This window comes from Actinoplanes subtropicus, from assembly GCF_000721705.1.
Classification (GTDB): domain Bacteria; phylum Actinomycetota; class Actinomycetes; order Mycobacteriales; family Micromonosporaceae; genus Actinoplanes; species Actinoplanes subtropicus.
Window position 1 is genome coordinate 104,627 of sequence record NZ_JOJL01000029.1, and the last position, 20,886, is coordinate 125,512.

Annotated in this window: 18 protein-coding genes; 8 read left to right on the forward strand and 10 right to left on the reverse strand. The window is 69.5% G+C overall.

All coding sequences use genetic code 11. The annotated features are described in order from the left end of the window. Positions 1–10 precede the first annotated feature (10 nt). The 5 genes from sigM to IH26_RS0136580 all read left to right on the forward strand — a co-directional run bounded on the left by sigM (position 11) and on the right by IH26_RS0136580 (position 4,328). Positions 11–718: an RNA polymerase sigma factor SigM gene (gene sigM, locus IH26_RS0136560; RefSeq protein ID WP_030440852.1), complete on the forward strand. Its 708-nt coding sequence runs from the start codon at positions 11–13 to the stop codon at positions 716–718. Then, positions 715–1,608 (forward strand): hypothetical protein, encoded by an 894-nt coding sequence (locus IH26_RS0136565; RefSeq protein WP_030440853.1) that lies wholly within the window; start codon positions 715–717, stop codon positions 1,606–1,608. Before sigM ends, IH26_RS0136565 begins: the two co-directional genes overlap by 4 nt. 126 nt (positions 1,609–1,734) lie before the next feature. Further along, positions 1,735–2,694 (forward strand): thioredoxin-disulfide reductase, encoded by a 960-nt coding sequence (trxB, locus tag IH26_RS0136570; protein ID WP_030440854.1) that lies wholly within the window; start codon positions 1,735–1,737, stop codon positions 2,692–2,694. A gap of 11 nt (positions 2,695–2,705) precedes the next feature. Beyond that, positions 2,706–3,029, forward strand: coding sequence for a thioredoxin (trxA, locus tag IH26_RS0136575; RefSeq protein ID WP_030440855.1), 324 nt, complete (start codon positions 2,706–2,708; stop codon positions 3,027–3,029). A gap of 144 nt (positions 3,030–3,173) precedes the next feature. After that, entirely contained in the window at positions 3,174–4,328 is a 1,155-nt protein-coding gene (locus tag IH26_RS0136580; protein WP_030440856.1) for an N-acetylmuramoyl-L-alanine amidase, read from the forward strand. On the opposite strand, the gene IH26_RS0136585 is transcribed toward IH26_RS0136580, so the two are convergent. Next, positions 4,306–4,974, reverse strand: a complete 669-nt coding sequence (locus IH26_RS0136585; protein ID WP_030440857.1) for a GCN5 family acetyltransferase — start codon at positions 4,972–4,974, stop codon at positions 4,306–4,308. The two genes, IH26_RS0136580 and IH26_RS0136585, sit on opposite strands and share 23 nt — an antisense overlap. Before the next feature lie 180 nt (positions 4,975–5,154). On the opposite strand from IH26_RS0136585, the gene IH26_RS0136590 reads away from it, so the two are divergent. Together IH26_RS0136590 and IH26_RS0136595 are read left to right on the forward strand one after the other, a co-directional pair. Further along, the gene (locus IH26_RS0136590; protein WP_030440858.1) at positions 5,155–6,465 is read left to right on the forward strand and encodes an aminotransferase-like domain-containing protein; all 1,311 of its coding nucleotides are present in this window, start codon (positions 5,155–5,157) and stop codon (positions 6,463–6,465) included. After that, positions 6,462–7,430 (forward strand): D-alanine--D-alanine ligase family protein, encoded by a 969-nt coding sequence (locus IH26_RS0136595; RefSeq protein WP_030440859.1) that lies wholly within the window; start codon positions 6,462–6,464, stop codon positions 7,428–7,430. Before IH26_RS0136590 ends, IH26_RS0136595 begins: the two co-directional genes overlap by 4 nt. Before the next feature lie 122 nt (positions 7,431–7,552). On the opposite strand, the gene IH26_RS0136600 is transcribed toward IH26_RS0136595, so the two are convergent. The 9 genes from IH26_RS0136600 to rpmH form a co-directional block, all read right to left on the reverse strand. Continuing rightward, positions 7,553–8,377, reverse strand: a complete 825-nt coding sequence (locus IH26_RS0136600) for a hypothetical protein (protein ID WP_030440860.1) — start codon at positions 8,375–8,377, stop codon at positions 7,553–7,555. A 3,718-nt stretch (positions 8,378–12,095) separates the two neighbouring features. Then, a complete protein-coding gene (locus IH26_RS0136605; protein WP_030440861.1) occupies positions 12,096–13,091 on the reverse strand; it encodes a ParB/RepB/Spo0J family partition protein in 996 nt (331 codons plus the stop codon). Beyond that, on the reverse strand, positions 13,088–14,056 hold the full coding sequence (locus IH26_RS0136610) for a ParA family protein (protein ID WP_342668332.1): 969 nt from the start codon (positions 14,054–14,056) through the stop codon (positions 13,088–13,090). The genes IH26_RS0136605 and IH26_RS0136610 overlap by 4 nt, the downstream gene beginning before the upstream one ends. 894 nt (positions 14,057–14,950) lie before the next feature. After that, positions 14,951–15,688 (reverse strand): 16S rRNA (guanine(527)-N(7))-methyltransferase RsmG, encoded by a 738-nt coding sequence (gene rsmG / locus IH26_RS0136615; protein ID WP_051809191.1) that lies wholly within the window; start codon positions 15,686–15,688, stop codon positions 14,951–14,953. Positions 15,689–15,948: 260 nt separating this feature from the next. Further along, complete coding sequence (locus IH26_RS0136620; RefSeq protein WP_030440864.1) at positions 15,949–16,521, reverse strand: Jag family protein; 573 nt, start codon at positions 16,519–16,521, stop codon at positions 15,949–15,951. Between the two features lie 99 nt (positions 16,522–16,620). After that, the gene (gene yidC / locus IH26_RS0136625; RefSeq protein WP_030440865.1) at positions 16,621–17,658 is read right to left on the reverse strand and encodes a membrane protein insertase YidC; all 1,038 of its coding nucleotides are present in this window, start codon (positions 17,656–17,658) and stop codon (positions 16,621–16,623) included. Between the two features lies 1 nt (position 17,659). After that, on the reverse strand, positions 17,660–17,917 hold the full coding sequence (gene yidD / locus IH26_RS0136630; RefSeq protein WP_030440866.1) for a membrane protein insertion efficiency factor YidD: 258 nt from the start codon (positions 17,915–17,917) through the stop codon (positions 17,660–17,662). Continuing rightward, positions 17,914–18,270 carry a ribonuclease P protein component gene (gene rnpA / locus IH26_RS0136635; protein WP_030440867.1) on the reverse strand — a complete coding sequence of 119 codons (357 nt, stop codon included), beginning with the start codon at positions 18,268–18,270 and terminating at the stop codon, positions 17,914–17,916. Before rnpA ends, yidD begins: the two co-directional genes overlap by 4 nt. 35 nt (positions 18,271–18,305) lie before the next feature. Beyond that, positions 18,306–18,443 carry a 50S ribosomal protein L34 gene (gene rpmH, locus IH26_RS0136640; RefSeq protein WP_030440868.1) on the reverse strand — a complete coding sequence of 46 codons (138 nt, stop codon included), beginning with the start codon at positions 18,441–18,443 and terminating at the stop codon, positions 18,306–18,308. A 561-nt stretch (positions 18,444–19,004) separates the two neighbouring features. On the opposite strand from rpmH, the gene dnaA reads away from it, so the two are divergent. Then, positions 19,005–20,777: a chromosomal replication initiator protein DnaA gene (gene dnaA / locus IH26_RS0136645; protein ID WP_030440869.1), complete on the forward strand. Its 1,773-nt coding sequence runs from the start codon at positions 19,005–19,007 to the stop codon at positions 20,775–20,777. The last annotated feature ends 109 nt before the right edge of the window (positions 20,778–20,886 follow it).

Genomic DNA, 20,886 nt, shown 5'->3' on the forward strand with positions numbered 1-20,886 from the left:
GTGGGGTTAGATTGCACCCGTGACCGAGGGGCCGACCGACGCCGACCTCCTGCGCGCGCACCTCGACGGTGACACGCAGGCGTTCGCCGTGCTGTTCCGCCGGCACCGGGACAGGCTGTGGGCGGTCGCGCTGCGCACGATCGGCGACCGCGAGGAGGCGGCCGACGCGGTGCAGGACGCGCTGCTGTCGGCGCACCGCAATGCCGCCAAGTTCCGCGGCGACTCGGCGGTGACCACCTGGCTGCACCGCATCGTGGTGAATGCCTGCCTGGACAGGATTCGCCGCCGGCAGGCGCACCCGACCGTGCCGCTGCCGGACGGCAACCGCGACAGCGACCGCCCGTCCGCGCCCGAGCCGGCCGCCCCGCCCGAGGACCACGAGACCAAGCTGGTCGTACGCCAGGCGTTGGCCGACCTGCCAGCCGAGCAGCGCGCCGCGATCGTGCTCGTCGACGTGCAGGGCTACCCGGTGGCCGAGGCCGCCGAGATCCTTGGTGTCGCCGAGGGCACGATCAAGAGCCGCTGCGCGCGCGGCCGTGCCCGGATGGCGCTGGCGCTGGCCGGCCTGCGTGGCGAGCCGGGAAACGGTGCCGGGCCGAAGCCGGGAGATGCCGGTCACGCCGCCGGCGGGAACCAGCAGGCCGCGCAGACCGTCCCATCCGGACCAGGCGCGAGCCAGCCGCTACCCGCGCCGGCCGAGGGGAGGGACGAGAGGTGACCGGGGCCGAGTTCCACGGGGTCGACGTCGACCTGCTCGCCGACTACATCGGCGGCGCGCTGGACGGCACGCCCGACGAGTCCGTGGTCGCCACCCTGATCGCCGACGACCCGGCGTGGCGGTCCGCCTACGAGTCGCTGAGCGGCGACGTGGCGTCGGTCGTGGCCGAGCTGGGCCGGTTCGAGCCCGAGCCGATGCCGGCGGAGGTGGCGGACCGGCTCGAGGCCGCGTTGACCGAGGCGGCCGCGAGGCCGCAGCTGACCCTCGTTCGCGGGAACGATGCCCCACCCGTACAGGAAAAGAGGAAGTTGCGATGGGTCACTCCGATCGCCATCGCCGCGGGCACGGTGGCATTTGTCGGATTTGGCCTTGACTATCTCGCCGGACAGGAGAAGGGCGTCTCGAGCAGCTCGTCGGGCAGCGCCGACAGTGCGGCGCGGGCGCAGCGGGACCTAGGGCAGGAGCCCATGCTCAGCGGCTCGGCACGCAGCGATGCCTACGCCGGCCAGTCCGATACCGCCGAAGGAAAGGCCGCGGCGCCGCCGCAACAGCTCACCAGCGGCACGAACTACACGAGGGCGACGCTGGCCGAGCTGGCCCCGCGGCCGATGGCCGCCTCGACTGCGACCGCGCCAGCGCCAGCGGCCGCCAGCGCGCCGCGGTGGCTGAACATGACGGCCACCCTTGAGCAGTGCCTCGACCAGATCGACAAGGCGAACGGTGCCGGTCAATTCAGGGCCGAGACGGTGGATTACGCCAAGTTCGACGGAAAGCCCGCGATCGTGGTGCGTTTCACCGCCGCGAACGGCAGCTGGGCCTGGGCGAGCGGCCCGGCCTGCGGCACGCCCGACGGTGGCGCGGACACGCTGGACAAGGTGCCGGTACGCTGAGCGACACCCCCGGTGAGGTCGGCCACGACCCGGCCCCGGAGGGAATGGCGTGTGCCTAGCATGACGTTCTAGCGTGCAGTGTCGCCGGGCCTTGACCCGGCGGAATTTGACGACAGGGAGTCGGCAGTGGACGAGGTCCGCAATCTGATCATCATCGGTTCGGGGCCGTCCGGCTACACCGCGGCGTTGTACGCGGCCCGGGCCAATCTCAAGCCGCTCGTGATCGAGGGCGTCCAGTCCGGCGGCGCGCTGATGACCACCACCGAGGTGGAGAATTTCCCCGGTCACCGCGACGGAATCATGGGCCCGGAGCTCATGGACACCATGCGCGCGCAGGCCGAGAAGTTCGGCGCGGAATTCCTGACCGACGACGTCACGCGCGTCGAGCTGACCGACAAGCCCACCGAGGCGGGCACCGAGGGCCTCAAGACCGTCTGGGTCGGCGACCAGGAGTACTTCGCCCGCGCCGTGATCCTCGCCACCGGTTCCGCGTGGCGCCCGATCGGCGTGCCCGGCGAGCAGGAGCTGCTCGGCCACGGTGTCTCCTCCTGTGCGACCTGTGACGGCTTCTTCTTCCGTAACCAGCACATCGTGGTGGTCGGCGGCGGCGACTCCGCGATGGAGGAGGCGACCTTCCTCACCCGCTTCGCCGAGACCGTCACGATCGTGCATCGCCGCGACGCGTTCCGGGCCAGCAAGGTCATGCAGGTCCGCGCGCTGAACAACCCGAAGATCAAGGTCGAGTGGGACTCGGTCGTCGAGGAGATCCTCGGTGAGGACGGCAAGGTCGTCGGCGTCCGGCTGAAGAACGTCAAGACCGGCGCGACCAAGGTGCTCGACGTGACCGGCGTGTTCGTGGCGATCGGCCACGACCCGCGCAGCGAGCTGTTCAAGGGCCAGGTCGAGCTCGACGACGAGGGCTACGTGAAGGTCGACTCGCCGTCGACCCGCACCAACATCGCGGGCGTGTTCGCGGCCGGCGACCTCGTCGACCACACCTATCGTCAGGCCATCACGGCCTCCGGCACGGGTTGTGCCGCGGCGCTCGACGCCGAGCGTTTCATCGCCTCATTCGTAGAGCTGTAAGGGAGGTCGTCGTGGGAGCAGGCAAGCCTGTCACCGACGCCACGTTCACCAGTGACGTGCTGCAGTCGGACAAGCCGGTGCTGGTGGACTTCTGGGCGGAGTGGTGCATGCCCTGCAAGAAGGTCGACCCGCTGCTCAGCGAGATCGCCAAGGAGATGGGCGACAAGGTGGAGATCGTCAGCATCAACATCGACGAGAACCCCGAGACGACCCGCGCGTACCGGGTGATGTCGGTCCCCACGCTGACCATCTTCAAGGGCGGCGAACCGGTCAATTCGGTCACCGGCGCCAAGCCGAAGAGCGCCCTGGTCAACTTCATCGAGTCGGCTCTCTGATCCGTTAGTCACGCCCCGCATCCCGTCGGATGCGGGGCGTCGCCGTCCCCCGGGCGGATTGCGCCGCCGGGTGGGCCCGGCGGTTGGGGAGTACGCTGCGAAGTCGTTCTCATTTCCCTCGGACCCATGCAAGGGAGTTCCGGCGTGCGTTCCATCCGACGTGGAGACAGCGGCCCGGCCGTGGCCGAGATCAGATCCATCCTGGTCGGCCTGGACCTGCTGGACACCCCCTCGGACGTCTTCGACGATGCCACCGACACGGCGGTCCGAGCGTTCCAGCAGAGCCGTGGCATCGGCGTGGACGGGCTGGTCGGCGACGAGACCTGGAGCGCGCTGGACGCGGCCCGCTGGCGGCTCGGCGCCCGCACGCTGTACCACTCGGTGACCAACCCGCTGGTCGGCGAGGACGTCCGGGCGCTGCAGGAACGCCTGCTGGAGATGGGGTACGACACCGGCCGCGCCGACTCGATCTACGGCCAGCGCACCGCCCGCGCGGTCGCCCAGTTCCAGCGCGAGGTCGGCCTGACCCCCGACGGGACGTGCGGGCCCAACACCATGAAGGCGCTGCGCCGGCTCGGCCGCAAGGTCGTCGGCGGCCGCCCGCAGTGGCTGCGCGAGGCCGAGGCGTTCCGCCAGGCCGGCACCAACCTGATGGGCAAGACCATCGTGATCGACCCGGGTCACGGCGGCGGCGACGACCTGGGCGTGGTGGTGCCCGAGGGCCCGCTCCGCTGGACCGAGGCCGACCTGGTCTTCGATCTTGCCGCCCGGCTCGAGGGCCGGCTCGCCGCGGCCGGCATGCGGGTGCACCTGACCCGAGGGCCGCAGCCGGCCCAGCCGATGAGCGGCGCCGAGCGGGCCACGCTGGCCAACAGCCTGGGCGCCGACCTGCTGATCTCGCTGCACCTGGACGGCCACGAGAACGAGGACGCGCACGGCGTCGCGACGTACCACTACGGCACCGGGAACGGGCTGAGCTCCACGGTCGGCGAGCGGCTGGCCAACCTGGTACAGCGCGAGATCGTCGTGCGCACCGGGATGCGGGACTGCCGCATCCACGCCAAGACCTGGGAGCTGCTGCGGTTGACCCAGATGCCGGCCGTACGCGTCGACCTGGGTTACCTGACGTCGCCCACCGACCGGGACCGCCTGGTGAACCCGCTCTTCCGGGAGCAGATCGTCGAGGCGATCCTGGCCGCGGTGCAGCGCATGTACTACCCGGTCGAGATCGACGTGCCGACCGGCTCGATCGACGTACGGCAGCTGAGGGTGGCGCTCAGTTCTCCACGCTCCGCGTAGCCGTCGCGGGTCGCACCGGTCGCAGCAGCGTCTCCGGGCTCATCGAGCCGAGGAGCTTCTCCAGCGCATACTCGACGTCGGACTTCCAGGACAGGGCCGTCCGCAGCTCCAGCCGCAGTCGCGGATAGCGCGGATGCGGACGCACGGTCTTAAAGCCGACGGAGAGGAAGAAATCGACCGGCGCGACGCAGCCCCTCTGCTTGTCGTCGTCGGCCTCGCCGAACTTGGCGTCGCCGAACGCCTCGATCGCCTTCACTCCACGCTTGGTCAGGTCGCGGGCCACGCCCTGCACCAGCATGCGGCCCAGGCCGCCGCCGGCGAACGAGGCCACCACGTGCGCGGTCATCAGCAGCGCGGCGTCGGCGCTCACCGGGGACGTGGGAAAGGCCATCGACCGGGGGACGTAGGCGGGCGGCGCGTACATGACGAAACCGGCGGGCATGCCGTCCACGTACGCGAGCTTGCCGCAGGAGCCCCACTCCAGCAGCGTCTGCGACACCCACGCCTCTTTTTCCAGGCCCGGGTCGCCGGAGGCGCAGGCCCGCTCGGCGGCGACCGGGTCGAGCTCCCAGTAGACGCACTGCCGGCACGGGCGAGGCAGGTCCTCGAGGGTGTCCAGCGTGAGATTGACCAGGCGTCGCGACACTGCCATCCCCCTCCTGGGCCACGGCCGCGTGGATGCGCCAGGCCCCCACCACCCGGGCAGGATCCTACGCCGCAAAATCCATGAACGGGACCAGGTCGGGCATCCACCCGGTTAACCGAGGGCCTACGGCGTGGGCGCCGACTAACATTTGGGGTCCCGGCCTGCCTAAGGAGGGCACAGATGACCGGCACCACCCAGGACGACTACACCGATGTGTACGCGAGACGCGTGCGCGGGATGTCCACCTCCGAGATCCGCGCCCTGTTCTCCGTCGCCAGCCGTCCCGAGGTGGTGTCGCTTGCCGGCGGCTCCCCGTACATTGCCGCCCTCCCGCTGGACGCCGTCGGCGAGATGCTCGGCAGCCTCGCCGCCGAGCAGGGCACGGTGAGCCTGCAGTACGGCATCGGCCAGGGCACGGTCGAGCTGCGCGAGCGCATCTGCGAGGTGATGGCGCTCTCCGGCATCCGCGGCGCCTCCCCCGACGACGTGGTGGTCACCGTCGGCGGCCAGCAGGCGCTCGACCTGCTCGCCCGCCTCTTCCTCGACCCGGGCGACGTGGTGCTCGCCGAGGGCCCCAGCTACGTCGGCGCGCTCGGCGTCTTCCAGGCCGCCCAGGCCCAGGTCCACCACGTCCCGATGGACGACGAGGGGCTGATCCCGGCCGCGCTCGAGGAGGCGATCGCCGCGGTGGCGCGCTCCGGCCGCCGGGCGAAATTCCTGTACACCATCCCCACCTTCCAGAACCCGGCCGGCGTGACGCTGACCGAGGAGCGGCGGGAACAGGTGCTCGAGATCTGTGAGCGCGCCGGGTTGCTGGTGGTGGAGGACGACCCGTACGGCATGCTGTCTTTTGAAGGCGATGTCCCGGTGCCGTTGCGTGCGCGCCGGCGCGATGGGGTCTTCTACGTCAGCACCTTCTCCAAGACTTTCGCGCCGGGGCTGCGGGTCGGCTGGATTCTCGCGCCACACGCGGTGCGGGAGAAACTCGTGATGATGAGCGAGGCGAACGTGCTGTGTCCGAGCACGTTCGCGCAGGGCGCGGTGACGCAGTACCTGACGACGATGCCGTGGCGCGAGCAGATCAAGTCGTACCGCGAGATCTACCGCGAGCGCCGGGACGTGCTGCTCGCCGCCCTGCGCGACCTGATGCCTGCCGGCACGACCTGGACCAACCCGACCGGCGGCCTGTTCACCTGGGTGACCATCCCGGAGGGCCTCGACTCCAAGGCGATGATGCCGCGCGCGATCGCGGCGCGGGTGGCGTATGTGCCCGGCACCGGCTTCTACGCCGACGGCACCGGCACGAGCAACATGCGACTCAATTTTGCGTACGCGGCGCCCGAGCGCCTGCGAGAGGGCGTGCGCCGGCTCTCCGGCGTGATGGAGCAGGAGCTCGCGATGCGAGCCGTGTTCGGCCCGGGCTCGGCGATCCACCACCACCGCCGGCGCGGCGCGGCCACCGCCGACGCCCCTGGCCCCGACTTGGCATGATCCGTTCTATGGCTTCAGGTGACGATGTGCGCGTGATGGTTCTGGCCGGTGGCCTCTCCTACGAGAGGGATGTCTCGCTGCGTTCCGGCCGTCGGGTGCTCGACGCGCTCCGCGACGTGGGCGTGCAGGCCGAACTGCACGACTCGGACGTCGCGCTGCTGCCGGCCCTGCAGGAGGATCCGCCCGACGCGGTGTTGATCGCGCTGCACGGTGCCACCGGTGAGGACGGCTCGCTGCGGGGCGTCCTCGATCTGTGCGGCGTGCCGTACGTGGGTCCTGACGCGCACGCGTCCCGGGTGGCCTGGGACAAGCCGTCGGCGAAAGCGATGCTGAGCGAGGCCGGCATCCCGACGCCGGAGTGGGTGGCGCTGCCGCACGACCGGTTCTCCGAACTGGGCGCGGTCGCGGTGCTGGACCGGATCGTCGACCGGCTCGGCCTGCCGCTGATGATCAAGCCGGCGCAGGGCGGTTCCGGCCTGGGCGCCGCGGTGGTCCGCGAGGAGGCCGACCTGCCGGCCGCGATGGTGGGCTGTTTCGCGTACTACACGACCGCGCTGGTCGAGAAGTACGTGCCCGGCAAGAACATCGCCGTGTCGATTGTGGATCTCGGCTCCGGCCCGCAGGCGCTGCCGCCCGTCGAGATCGTGCCCCGGGACGGGGTCTACGACTACGCGGCCCGCTACACCGCCGGGTTGACGACGTGGCATGCGCCAGCCCGGCTCGACGAGAAGACGACCGCACGGGTGATAGAGGTGTCGCTCGCCGCCCACAAGACCCTCGGGCTGCGGGATATGTCTCGAGTGGACTTGATCGTCACGGAGGACGGGTCACCGCAGGTGCTCGGGACGAACGTGTCACCGGGGCTGACCGAGACGTCGTTGCTGCCGCTCGCGGTGCAGGCGGCTGGGCTTTCGCTGGGGCGCGTCCTGGCTACATTGATCGAGCGGGCGGCCGCGCGGGGTTAGGTCGGTGCTCGGCCTCGACTGTCGACGGCGTCTCGCGCTGGCCGCCACTCCGCGGTCGGTCAGATCCGGCACCGCGCCGCGTGGTTTTGATCCTTGCTTCGCTGTGGGTGCGTTGCGCTGACCTACGTGGTCGCCCGCGTGGGTGCGGTGGGGACGTCGTCCAGCATTCCGTTCTCGGATGCGACCGTCGGCGCCGGCTCCGTCTTGGTTTCGATCTTGGCTTCGGTCTGGGCCTGAGCGTCTTTGGCTTCGGTCTGGGCCTGAACGTCTTTGGCTTCGGCCTGGGCCTGAACGTCGCCCAGGGTCGCGGGGCGGCGGTCGTCGGTGTCGTTCGTCGCGGACGGGCTGTAGGTGATCGTGGAGGGCGCTTCCCACTGGATGTGCGGCGGCTCGGCGATCGCCTCGCCGCCGAACTCGGCGAGCCACGCGGCGACGAGTGCCAGGTTCTCGCGCCACTGAGGCTCAGGGATCACCGGGAGGATGTCGTCCCAGAGCGAGAGGAACGTGCCGCGCAGCTGGAGCCGGCCGTACGGCCGGGCCAGGAACCACAGATGCAAATGCGCGGAGCCGTCACCCCATCGGTTGACATGAACCCGCGCGACGCCGTCGAGCGACCGGATGGCGCGCTCGAGCCGGACCGTCATGACACCGAGCTCGGCGGCGAGCAGGTTGGGCAGATCGCCGAGATCGAGGTGCGATCGGCACTCGAGGATGAGGACCATCGGTAGCCCCGTGGGCCGGTCCATGGCCCGGACGCGCCATCGCTCGCTGATCCAGATGTACGCGTCATCAGGGGTATTGCATGCCACGCAGTCCGCCGCATCCTCACCGTTCCGCGGCGGCTCGAGCTCCACGGGGGCGGCCAGCGGTTTGACCCGCATCTCGCCCTCGAACGGGAAAGAGGGCCAGCGCGTGAAGTCGGGCAGGGGCGCGGTGTTGTCGGGCACGGCGTGACTTTAGCCCAGGCCAGTGCGCCTGTCCTGGGTCAATTTTCGGCCGGCGCGGTAACCGAGCGTCAGCCGTCCGATCACCGAGATCGCCATCAATACCCCTCACCCTCCGTCGGCACCCCGCGACCCCCATAGTTATCCACAGAAGTTATCCACAGCCCGCCCCGTTTCACGTGAAACACGACGTCGCAGCGTTGCACCCCCTGTGGATGAAGCCGTGGAACCCCGCCCCCACATCAACCACGTTTCACGTGAAACCGCCCGCCGCCGTTTCTCAACAGCCGTTACCCACACCCTGTGGATAACTCGCCCGACCCGCAGCCAGCACTCCTTGCCCGGCCCCGGAGGCTCCCTCACATTCACGTTCCACCGCCTCGATACCGGGTGCCGTCGGTCGCCGCCCCCGTCCGGCTAGCACCCCGCACGCCGGGACGGTGGCGGGGCACCGGGCGTGCAGTTCCCGGCCACCGCCGCGTCAGACCCTCGCCCCCCAGCAGCCGGGTGCACCGCGGGCGTGCAGCTGCCGGCCCACCGCCGCGTCAGACCCTCGCCCCCAGCAGCCGGGTGCACCGCGGGCGTGCAGCTCCCGCCCCCGCCGCGTCAGACCCCTCGCCCGCAGCGGCCGGGTGCACCGCTACGGCTCTCCGGCCTGTTGCCACGTGGCGCCCTCCACCTCCCGGTTGCTACTTGTGCCTGCCTCAACATCGCGAGGCGGAATTTGAGCGTGAGCGGATATCCCCGCCACAGCTCCCCGAAGGTTGTCGGCTGGAACAGGCCACCCCAGCCGCACAGCCGAGCCGCCCGACCGCGCCGCCGCGTGGCTGAGCCACAGCGCCGCCCGGGTCCACGCACGGCGCCCTCCCTCCGGCCGCCCACGGTCTTCCTGCCGCAGCGTGCTTCACTACCCGCATCCCTACTGCTTGCTGCAACCGACCGCGCAGCCTCCTCCCGCCAACGACATCCAAGGCACCGCTGCCCGTCCAGTCGGCGCCGACCCCTCGACAGGTGCGCAACCGCCCTCTTGACATCCCGATCTACGGCCGGCCGGTCATGTCCCGCGCTCGAGCCATCCCGACTCTTCGAACGACAGTCCGTGGCTGCAACACCGGCCGCAACCGACGCCCAACGACCGGCCTCACCCCCGCCGCCGTCAGATCCAGCGACCGGTACCTCGCCATGCGAAGGCTGCCGCCAAGCTGAACACGACACGGCGAAGGCGCCCTTGTTTCACGTGAAACCGGCTCCCGGCTCCCGGCTCCCGGCTCCCGGCTCCCGGCTCCCGGCTCCCGGCTCCCGGCTCCCGGCTCCCTCCGGCGGAAGGTGCCGCCATCCCGACTTTCACAGCGGTGCTTGGTGGGCTGCGATGGGCCGCCCATGCACGGTTGGCATCTCGACCCGATCCGCCGCCTCCGCTAACCGGGTCCCGCCGGCGCCGCAGTTGTAGCTGGCTGTCATAGCAGTCCTCTCGATCCGCTGAAGTGTTGCTGCGGCTTGGGCCTCAGCATCGGGCCAAGCCCCCTGGACCGACGGAATGAAGTCTGTGGCAAGGCACGTCGCCTCGATGCTGGCGGACGGCTCGCCGATTCCTCCCACAGGACGCCGTCGGCAAGGGCTCAACTGAGCTCGTGCTCGGAGAGCCCCGTGCGGCCGGTCGCTTTGGTTGGGCTTCACGATGTTTCACGTGAAACAGGAGCCTCAAGTGAGGACCAGGACTCCAAACGTCCAGCGCACCTGTTTCGGAGGCAGGGCCGCCCGCCGGCTAAAGGAGCCTCGGTCGAGTGGCCGGAGTCGCGACTCTTGAGAGGCACACGGCGACCTGAGAGGCACGCGGCGACCCGGGAGCGAGCGGCGTCGTCAGTTGGCCGCGAAGGCTGCAGATGATTTTGGGATTCGCTAGCCGAGGACGAGGTTTCACGTGAAACGGTTCGCTTGGCACCTCGCCGGACTGCGACAGGCTCGGGGGCCAAACGGGGCAACGACGGGCTCAGCTCTGCCCAGCCATGGAGAGCGATGATGAGCGGCGAGAATGAGAGTCCGTGGGCCGCTGCACGGGCTGGCCACAGGCCATGCGCCGGCTACACCCGGGACACGTCACCTTGCCGCCCCACCGTCGAGCCGCCTGCCATGCAGTGGCCGTGCCCAACCCGCCGCCTGGCGCTTGCCTGGCGGCGCGATGCGGCGGCGAGCTGGCGTGTTGCTCCCCGCAGCGTAGTGCGCTAGGCGGCACAGTCCCGGGCAGCACCTGGGATGGGTGTCCGCAGCAGCAGGACAGTGCGCGGCAGGGCAGCACGGCGGGACAAGGCGGGGCCAGCATGTCAGCAGCAAGGGCGGGCATCGCAGCATGTCGGCGACAGCGGCCGGCCGCCAGGCAGGAGGGCGGCACGGCTGCAGCAGTGCGGGCAGTGCGACAGGGGTGGCGGGGAGTGCGGCAGACTGGCGTCAGTAGAGGCGGACAGTGGCAACACGGTGGTCTGGCCGTTGGGCGGAACGGCAGGCTGGCGACAGCAACGGCGCGGTGGGTCCAGCTGCGACACGGCACGGCGACACGCACCGCAGCAGGGCGGCACGGCACGGCGACACGCACCGCAGCAGGGCGGCACGGCACGGCGACACGCACCGCAGCACGGCGGCGCAGCAGCAGCAAGGACGGCAGTGCGGCGGCCCAGTGGCAGCTAGAGGGCGGCGGCAGGCCAGGCGGGGCGTAATGGCAGGGCGGGCAGGGCAGGCAAGGCGGCCAGCAGCAAGCAGAGCGGCTGCCCGCCCGGCGGCACGGTGGGCTGGCGGCAGAGACGGCGGGTGTGGCACCGGGACTCGTCGAACGGACACGGGAGAAAGATCTGCGAGGAGGTACCGCTGTGCCGTTAGGCTCGCGCCTGAGGATGCCCGGCGGGGGAACGTCGGGAGGCCTGATGTTTCACGTGAAACACCGAGCTCGCCACGCACATCAGATCGGGCGCCACCGAGTTGAGGCGGCGACCGGCCAACGACGCTCAAGTCATTCAGCCCCGCCGAGGAGTGTCAGGCCGGCGCGGCGTGAGTGCCGAACAACGCGTACGGGACACCCCTGCACGAGGCAGTCAAACAAAGACGCTAGTAACCCATTGCTCTCTACGGACCAGTGCGGCAACCGCGGGACGCGGCGTGAGTCCATCCGACGAGGGCGGCAGTATCGAGATCGGATCCGCCGAATCGGCCGATGAGAAAGCGGAGCACCTTCCGTGCTGCACTTGCCAACATGCAAACGGCGCACCAACCTGGTCGAGCTCCGTACAGCGAGCACATCTGAACCAACGGCGCTCGGCTCGCCAGCGCCCAACCAAGCCGGGCGCACTGTCAGCCTCAAGGGCACCGGGACACACCCGGACCGCGCGACTCGACGTCCAAGACGCCGTTCCGCTTGGTCGCCGCATTGCCCAAGGGGCCAGGGGGACGCGAGACCGTCGGAGAAAAGCGCGCCTAGCCAAGCCACTTATGGTACCTGCGTTCCAACAAATCTTCGTCGAGACGACGAGGCAAAAATGAAGATCAAGGTGAACCGGGGACTGGTGTCCGTCTTGGTTCTGTCAGAGCCATTCTCCTGGGATTTCAGGATGGCCAGATTCTGCCGTTTGCGACAAACCAAACCCCCACAAAACCCCCCGCCACCCAACCCAGAGGCAACAAGAAAGGCACGTGACGAATCACGTGCCTTCGACTAACCCCTAGCGAGCCAAACTCACTCCGAAGACCCTGCGGAAGACGACCCTTCGTCCTCCACCCCAATCATCCCGACGATCCGCTCGAGATCATCCACCGTCGCGAACTCGATGGTGATCTTGCCCTTGTTCCGGCCGATGTCGACCTTCACTCGGGTGTCGAACCGATCGGACAACCGGTCGGCCAGCTCGTTGAGAGCCGGCGCGTGCACCTTCGCCCGCCGGGCAGGCGCCGCCTTCTTCGCCGGCGACCCGTCCGCGAAGGCCAACGACACGATCTCCTCGGTCGACCGAACCGACAGCCCTTCGGCCACGATCCGCTTGGCGAGGTCGATCTGCGCGTCGCCGTCCTCGAGCCCCAACAACGCCCGAGCATGCCCGGCAGACAGCACCCCCGCCGCGACCCTCTGCTGCACCTGCGGCGGCAAGTTCAGCAACCGGATCGTATTGGAAATCTGGGGCCGGCTTCGCCCGATCCGCTTGGCGAGCTCCTCGTGCGTAGCCCCGAACTCCTCGAGCAGCTGCTGATAGGCGGCCGCCTCTTCGAGCGGGTTCAGGTTGGCACGGTGGATGTTCTCGAGCAGCGCGTCCCGGAGCATCGCGTCGTCGCGGGTGTCCCGGACGATCGCGGGAATCGACTCCTTGCCGACCGCCTGCGCGGCCCGCCACCGCCGCTCGCCCATGACGAGTTCGTAATGCCCGTCGCCGATGTCGCGTACGACGATGGGCTGGAGAAAGCCGACCTCCTGGATCGAGGTCTTCAGCTCCTCGAGCGCCTCCTCGTCGAAGACGTGCCGCGGCTGCTTCGCGTTCGGCACGATCGAGGTGACCGGCAGCTCGGCAAAGCGCGCACCCGGAACCGGCGCAAGCTGATCGTCGGCGACCGGCGGAACCGGCGTCTCGAGAGGCGGGGGCGTCGGCATCGGCGCCACCGGGGGAGAAGGGTCAACGGCGGGAGCCGTCGGGATCAGCGCGCCCAGGCCGCGGCCCAGGCCGCCCCGTGGACGGTTCTTCATGCCGTGCCTCCCGTGTTGACGCCACGCATCGCGATCTCCAGGGCGGCCTCGAAGTAGCTGGTCGCGCCTCTCGAACCCGGATCGTAGGTCATCACGGATTGTCCGTAGCTCGGAGCCTCCGACACCCGCACGTTCCGCGGGATGACGGCGTTCAGCACCTTGTTCCCGAAGTGGTTGCGCACGTCCTGCTCGACCGCGTCGGCCAGTCGCGTACGCCGGTCGTACATGGTCAACAGGATCGTGGAGACGTCCAGCGTCGGGTTGAGGTGCTGCCGTACCAGGTTGATGTTGTTGATCAGCTGGTTGAGTCCCTCCAGCGCGTAGTACTCGCACTGAATCGGGATCAGCACCTCCTGCGCCGCGCACAGCGCGTTGACCGTGAGCAGGCCAAGCGACGGCGGACAGTCGATGAAGACGTAGTCGAACTTCTCCGGGTGCGCGGCGATCGCCCGGGCCAGCCGGGACTCACGCGCCACCACGGAGACGAGCTCGATCTCGGCACCGGCCAGGTCGATCGTGGCCGGCACGCAGAACAGGTTCGGAATGCCCTCCACCGGCTGCGCAACCTCGGACAACGGCACGTTGTCGATCAGGCAGTCGTAGACGTCCGGTACGCCGGCGTGATGGGGCACGTTGAGGCCGGTGGAGGCGTTGCCCTGCGGGTCAAGGTCGACAACGAGCACACGGTTGCCATGCAGCGCTAGGGCGACCGCAAGGTTCACCGTCGTGGTCGTCTTACCGACTCCGCCCTTCTGGTTCGCGACGCAGAGCACCCTCGGGTGATCCGGACGCGGCATGGTGATTTCGCCGCTCGGGTTGAGGATCTGCACAGCTCGCAACGCTTCCATGGCTAGCGGGGGATCTTCTTCATCCTGGCTCGGCGTTTCACGTGAAACATGCTCGTCAGCACCGAACGAGGTGCTCGCCGGCCCAAAAGACGGCTCCACCGACTCCACCGGCACCACCGGAGTTCCCGAGCTGGGGGCGGGCGATGACGAAACCGGCACCGGCGAGGAGGCTACAGCGGGCGGTCCGGAGCGCGGCGCGGGAAGGCGCGGCTCCTCGGGCCCGGGTGGCGGCGTCGGCGTCCCGTAGACCTGCCCGGAGGCCGCGCGCGGCGCGTAGCCGCTGCCCGCGCGAGGCGATGGCACGCCCTGATCCAGGGTGTACGCGCCAATGGGGCCGCCGACGCCGATTCCCGAGGACCCTATCGGGCCGAGAGGCGACTCGGTTTCACGTGAAACACCGAACTCATGCACCGTTTTATCCCTGTTGGTGAGGAACGGGTCGGTAGGCGACACGTGCGTTCCGGAGGAAGAAGACCGGTCCACACTATCGACGCCCGGCCAGCCTACGGCCGTCGGGCGAGCCTCGCCACGGCCGTCCGCCTGTTGAGGCGAGTGCAACGTAGACAGATCATCCACCTCGGCCGCCGCAAAGACCATCACGCCCGGCACCAGCCTCAATGCCGCCGCCGTGGCACCCGGTCCTCCCGACCACGATTCCCCGTCAAACGACCCCAAAAACCCCGTAGCTTCACCGACGCGGCCCGCAGGGTGCCGCGACTCACTCTTGGCGACCTTTTCCGCCGTACGCAATGAAGCCTCCCCGCCCGCAAGCCCGCCGACCCCGGCCTGCTCCGGATCCAGGAGCTCCACTCTCTCGACCGGGGAACTACGGTGAGCCCGGCTGTCCACAGCCTCGGCATTGTCCACAGCAATGGCGGCCGACCCGCCCTGCGCCGGGACGGCCGGGACACCAGCACCAGGGGCCGCCGCGACTCCATCGGGCGGAACCACCCTGGCCTTGTCGGGACGTCGGTTCTTGACGTTTCGTTTCCGGACGCCCCGCTTGGCCATCTATCCCCTCCGCGATCTCCCTCGCCCGGAGTCGCGCCCGCCGGCCCTACCGCCCGCACCGCCGCGCCCCCGAGCCGCCGCCTTCCCCGACGGCTTCGGCCCCTGCGGCACGACGTCCCGCTCCTTGACGATCTCCACCACCGTCGTCGGCGGGTCGATGATCCCGGCCCCGCAGAGCCGGATCACCGGTGCACCACCGCCGAGCGAGGCGATCACGTCCCGGTGCGCATCGACCTCCTCGGCGGCCGAGCTGCCCTTGAGCGCGAGCAGCCGCCCACCCGTACGAGCAAGCGGCAGGCACCACCCGGCCAGCCGGTCGAGCGGAGCGACGGCCCGAGCCGTGACGACGTCGGCGCCGGCGGGGGGCCCGTCGACGACGTCCTCGGCGCGACCCCGGACGACCGTGACGGTCGACTCGAGGCCGAGGGCGGTCACCGCCTCCGACAGGAATGCGGTTCGTCGTGCCAGCGGCTCGACCAGGGTGATGCTGAGATCCGGCCGGGCCACTGCCAGCACGATACCGGGCAAACCGGCTCCAGACCCCACGTCAACCACCGAAGCGCCGATATGGATGATCTCGGACATAACGGCACAATTCACCAGGTGCCGCTCCCAGATCCGCGGCGCCTCCCGCGGCCCGATCAATCCGCGCACCACTCCCTCGGTGATCAGCAGCCGCGCGTACGAGACAGCCAACTCCAGCCGCTCCCCGAAGACCCGCGCAGCCACCGCCGCGATGTCGGCCGGAGGCTCCCCACCAACCGGTCCCGAAGCACCAACCGGCCCCGTAGCATCAACCGGCCCCGTAGCATCAACCGGCCCAGAAGCATCAACCGGCCCAGAAGGCCGACCCAACGGCACAGCCGACGACCGACCAGGAAACGCGATAGGCCGCCGAGGCCCCCGCCCACCAGAAGACCGGCCCGGGAAAGACGACGGCCCGGACGACGACTCGCCCGGGCCGCTCTCACCCGCGCCGAAGCGCGGCTCACCCATCCTCAGTCCGCCGCCCGCACCACGATCCGCCGGTTGGGCTCCACGCCCTCCGACTCGCTCTGCACGCCCGGGATCGCGTTGACCACGTCGTGCACGCACTTGCGCTCGAACGCCGACATCGGCTCCAGGCGCACCGGGTCGCCGTGCTCCTTCACCTTCTCCACGGCGTTGCGGGCCACCGCGGCCAGTTCCTTACGGCGCGCCGCGCGGTACCCGCCGATGTCCAGCAGCAGCCGGCTCGGCGACCCGGTGGCGCGGAAGATCGCCAGTCGGGTGAGTTCCTGCAGCGCCTCCAGCGTGGCGCCGCGCTGGCCGACGAGCGGCTGCAGCCGGCCGCCGACCACCTCGACCATCGGGCGCCCGGCCGACACGAGTTCGTCGATGTCGCCGTCGTAGTCGAGGATGTCCAGCAGACCCTCGACGTAGTCGGCGGCTATCTCACTCTGCCGGAACAGGTCACTCTCGGAGGTGACAGTCTCCGACTTCTTGGTCTCCTCGGCCGTCTCGTCCGGGGCCGGAGCCTCGGTCGACGTCGCGGCGGAGACCGTGGAGTCGGGCGTGCTGGTGTCGGTCACGGTCTCATCTCCGTACTCAAAGGTTCCCCGCGGCGGCACCCGCGGGCAGGTCGTTGTGCAAGGGGAGCGCTCGGGCGTCGTACGACGCCCGAGCCGCGATCATCCCTTGGGTTTGCTCGCCGGTCGGGCGCCCTTCTTCGGATTCACCGGTTTGACACCGGGCCGCGGGGCCAGCTTCTTCGAGGTGTCGGCGACCGGGGTCTCCGGCTCGGCCTGGGCCTTGTTGCGGCCGAACAGCCCACCGGTGCGGCCGGGCTGCACCGGGTTCTTCGGCGCGTCGCCGGACTTCTTGGCCGGGGTGCTGGCGGCCGGCTTGGCCGACGAAGCGGCACTCTTCTTGCCGGCCATCTGCGGCGGCGGGAACTTGCGGAGCACCCACTGCTGCTGCGCCAGCGTGAAGCCGTTGTTCGTGACCCAGTAGATGATCACACCGATCGGGAACAGCGAGCCGGAGACGAGCAGCGACAGCGGGATGCCGTAGAGCATCAGGCGCTGGATCATCTTCTGCTGCGGGTCCTCCGCCCAGCCGGTCTTGAGGATCATCTGCCGGCTGGTCGCGTACGTGGTGGCCATCATGACCAGGACCAGGATGCCGGCGACGACCTTCACCGTCGTGCTGTTGGCGCCCAGCTCCTGGACCTCGACCGCGGTCGAGCCGAACTTCGAGGCCAGCGGCGCGGTGAACAGCGTGGCGTGGGTGGCGTCGGAGAACTGCTGGGCGGTCCACCCGTACAGCGTGGTCAGCTGGTTGTGCGGGTTGAGCCGGCGCAGCGTGTGGAACAGGCCGAGGAAGACCGGGATCTGCAAGAACATCGGAAGGCAGCCCATGAGCGGGTTCGCCTTCTCCGTCTTGTAGAGCTCCATCATCTCTTTCTGGAGCGTCTCGCGGTCACCCTTGTGCTTCTCCTGGAGGGCCTTGACCTTCGGCTGCAGCGCCTGCATGGCCCGCTGGCTCTTGATCTGCTTGACGAAGACCGGGAAGAGGATGACCCGGACCGTAACCACCAGGAAGACGATCGCGAGCACCCAGGACCAGTTGGTCCCGAGGAACTTGCCGTCCAACCCGATGGCGCTCCACAAGGCGTGCCAGCGCAGGAGGATCCACGAAATGGCGTAGTAGATCCAGTCGAGGCTCAATTCAGGCTCCAGTCACATCGGCAGGGCGGTGACGGATCGAGTCAGGCACCGGGTCGTACCCGCCAGGGTGGAAGGGGTGGCAGCGCAGGAGCCGCCAGATCGTCAGTCCCGTCCCTCGGATCGCACCGTGTTTCTGCAACGCCTCCAGGGAGTACGCGCTGCACGATGGGTAGAACCGACAGCGGGCCGGCAGCACCGGGCTCACATAACGACGGTACGCGACGACCATCGCGATCAGCATCCGGGCGACCACCCTCATCGCTGCCGCCGGGGTCGCCGGGCCGCCGCCAGGGCCGCTTCAAGATCAGCAGCCAGCCCGGCGAACGAAGCTGACGCGGCCGCCGGCAGGGCCCTGACCACCAGCGACGACCCGTCCGGCAGGTCGCCGAGCAGCGGCCTGACCAGGTGACGGAGCCGGCGGCGGACCTTGTTGCGCACCACGGCGTTGCCCACGGCCTTGGACACGACGAAGCCGGCGCGTGCCGTGGAGGCAGGCGCCGGCTCGTCGAGAAGCAGATGAACGACCATCGTGCCCCGGCCGGCTCGCCGGCCACCACGAATCGTGGCGGCGAAGTCGGCGCTACGCCGCATGCGCTGCGCCGCGGCCAGCACGACTACCTGGGCATTCCGGCCCGCAAGCGGTCGGCTCAGGCCGACAGCTTGGCGCGGCCCTTGGAACGGCGGCCGGCGAGGATGGCACGGCCGGCACGGGTGCGCATCCGCAGCCGGAAGCCGTGGGTCTTGGCACGCCGGCGGTTGTTCGGCTGGTAGGTGCGCTTGCTCACGTCAAAACTCCGTCTTCAATACGACGTCTGCGGGGGCAACGTCGGAGGACAACGTCCAGGGGCATCAGGCTGCAAGACGCCACTTTATCAGAACGCGGCGGAGCAACCGCTCGACCCTACGCAGGGCAGCGATGCAGGTCAACTATAACGTAGGCGGGTCACAGGTCTTTCTGCGCGGGTAGTGAATCTTTTCGCGCTCTTCCGTGCTTGTCGACCGGTGGGACAGTTGTAGCTTCGGCGACCTCGCTGTTAGCGTGCCCGTTTGCTGGTCATCACTGCTCTGTGCATACCACGACGCACCGGACCAAAACCGGACAAGCAGGTGAATCGTTCGGCACGGTGAGCCTGTCGAAACCGCGCCGTTTCAGGCTCCGGTAAGTCTGCCGACCGTCCGGCCGGGGAGCCACCATCGGCAAGTGCACAGGTTGTGGATAACCTGTGGACAACCGGTGGCGCCAAGCGTGTTCAGCACGTTAAATGTGGTGCTGGGCGACGGCGAGGCAGAGACGGTAAGCCGGACAAGGTCCACCGGGGGTCGGTGGCGATGGGGGTGGCGCGGCGGTGGCCGATCAGGTCGACCTGGCGGATGTGTGGAAGGCGACGCTGGAGGAGCTTGCCGACGAGATCTCGTCTCCTCAGCAGCGCGCCTACCTGCAGCTGACCAAGCTGCGCGCCATCGTCGAGGACACCGCGCTGCTGGCCGTGCCGGATGCCTTCACCCGTGACGTGATCGAGTCTCGGCTGCGCCCGGCGATCACCGAGGCGCTCAGCCGGCGGCTCAACCGGCCGATCCAGGTCGCCGTCACCGTGAAACCCCCGGAGGACGGCACCGGCCTGCCCGGCACCGTCTACGGCACCCCGGTCGAGTCGACCGTCGCCGAGGAGCCGCAGCCCCGGCACTACGCCGAGCCCATGCCGGAGCCGATGCGGCAGCCGGAGGTCCCTGCGTACGCGCGCGACGCGTACCCGGAAAGCCGGCCCTCCTACCGCAACGTTCCCGCGGCCCGGGGTGGGCAGGAAGCCCTGTTCGCCGAGCCGGCCGCCCCGGCGACGCTACAGCCGCCGCCGCAGATGCCGCCGGCCCAGATCAGCCCGATGAGCCGCGCCCCCGAGCCGCCGCCCGAGCCGAACGAGGCACCCCCGCACCGGATGGCCGCCGACCCGGCCCAGCTGCGCGACAACCAGCGCCGCCCGGACGACCGGCCGACCCTGATCGAGGACGCGCTGCCCACCCGCGGCGACAACGGCCCCGGCCGCGCCCCGATGGACATCCGCCCGTCGAGCAACCCGCGCGGCACCAACGACGGCAACCGGCTCAACCCGAAGTACATGTTCGAGACGTTCGTCATCGGCTCGTCCAACCGCTTCGCGCACGCCGCCGCCGTCGCCGTCGCCGAGTCCCCCGCGAAGGCGTACAACCCGCTGTTCATCTATGGCAGTTCCGGGCTGGGCAAGACCCACCTGCTGCACGCGATCGGCCATTACGCCACCACCCTCGGGCACGCGCGCGCGGTGCGTTACGTGTCGACCGAGGAGTTCACCAACGACTTCATCAACAGCCTCCGGGACGACAAGACCCAGGCGTTCCAGCGGCGCTACCGCGACGTCGACATCCTGCTGATCGACGACATCCAGTTCCTGGAGAACCGCGAGCGCACCCAGGAAGAGTTCTTCCACACCTTCAACACGCTGCACAACGCCAACAAGCAGATCGTGATCAGCTCGGACCGCTCGCCGCGCCAGCTGGCCACGCTGGAAGACCGCATGCGCACCCGGTTCGAGTGGGGCCTGCTCGCCGACATCCAGCCGCCCGACCTGGAGACGCGTATCGCGATCCTCCAGAAGAAGGCCGCCCAGGAGCGGATGTATGCGCCCGACGACGTGCTGGAGTTCATCGCGTCGCGGGTCTCCAACTCGATCCGCGAGCTCGAGGGCGCCCTCATCCGGGTGACCGCGTTCGCCAGCCTCACCCGCTCGGCCGTCCAGCTCTCCCTGGCCGAAGAGGTCCTGCGCGATTTCATGCCGGACGGCGCCGGCCCCGAGATCACCGCCGACCAGATCATGGTGTCGACCGCGGACTACTTCGGCGTGAGCCTCGAGGACCTGCGCGGCCATTCCCGCAGCCGGGTCCTGGTCAACGCCCGCCAGGTCGCGATGTACCTCTGCCGCGAGCTCACCGACCTGTCGCTGCCGCGCATCGGCCAGGCCTTCGGCGGCCGCGACCACACCACGGTGATGCACGCCGACCGCAAGATCCGTCAGCACATGGCCGAGCGCCGCTCGCTGTACAACCAGATCGCCGAGCTGACCAACCGCATCAAGCAGAACACCTAAGACCATTCAGCCGTACGCGTAGACGCCGTCCCCAACCGCACGGCGTCCGCCCCCGCCTGTGCAACCCCGGCTGGCTGCATTCACAGCCTTTGCCGGGCGCATCCGGGCT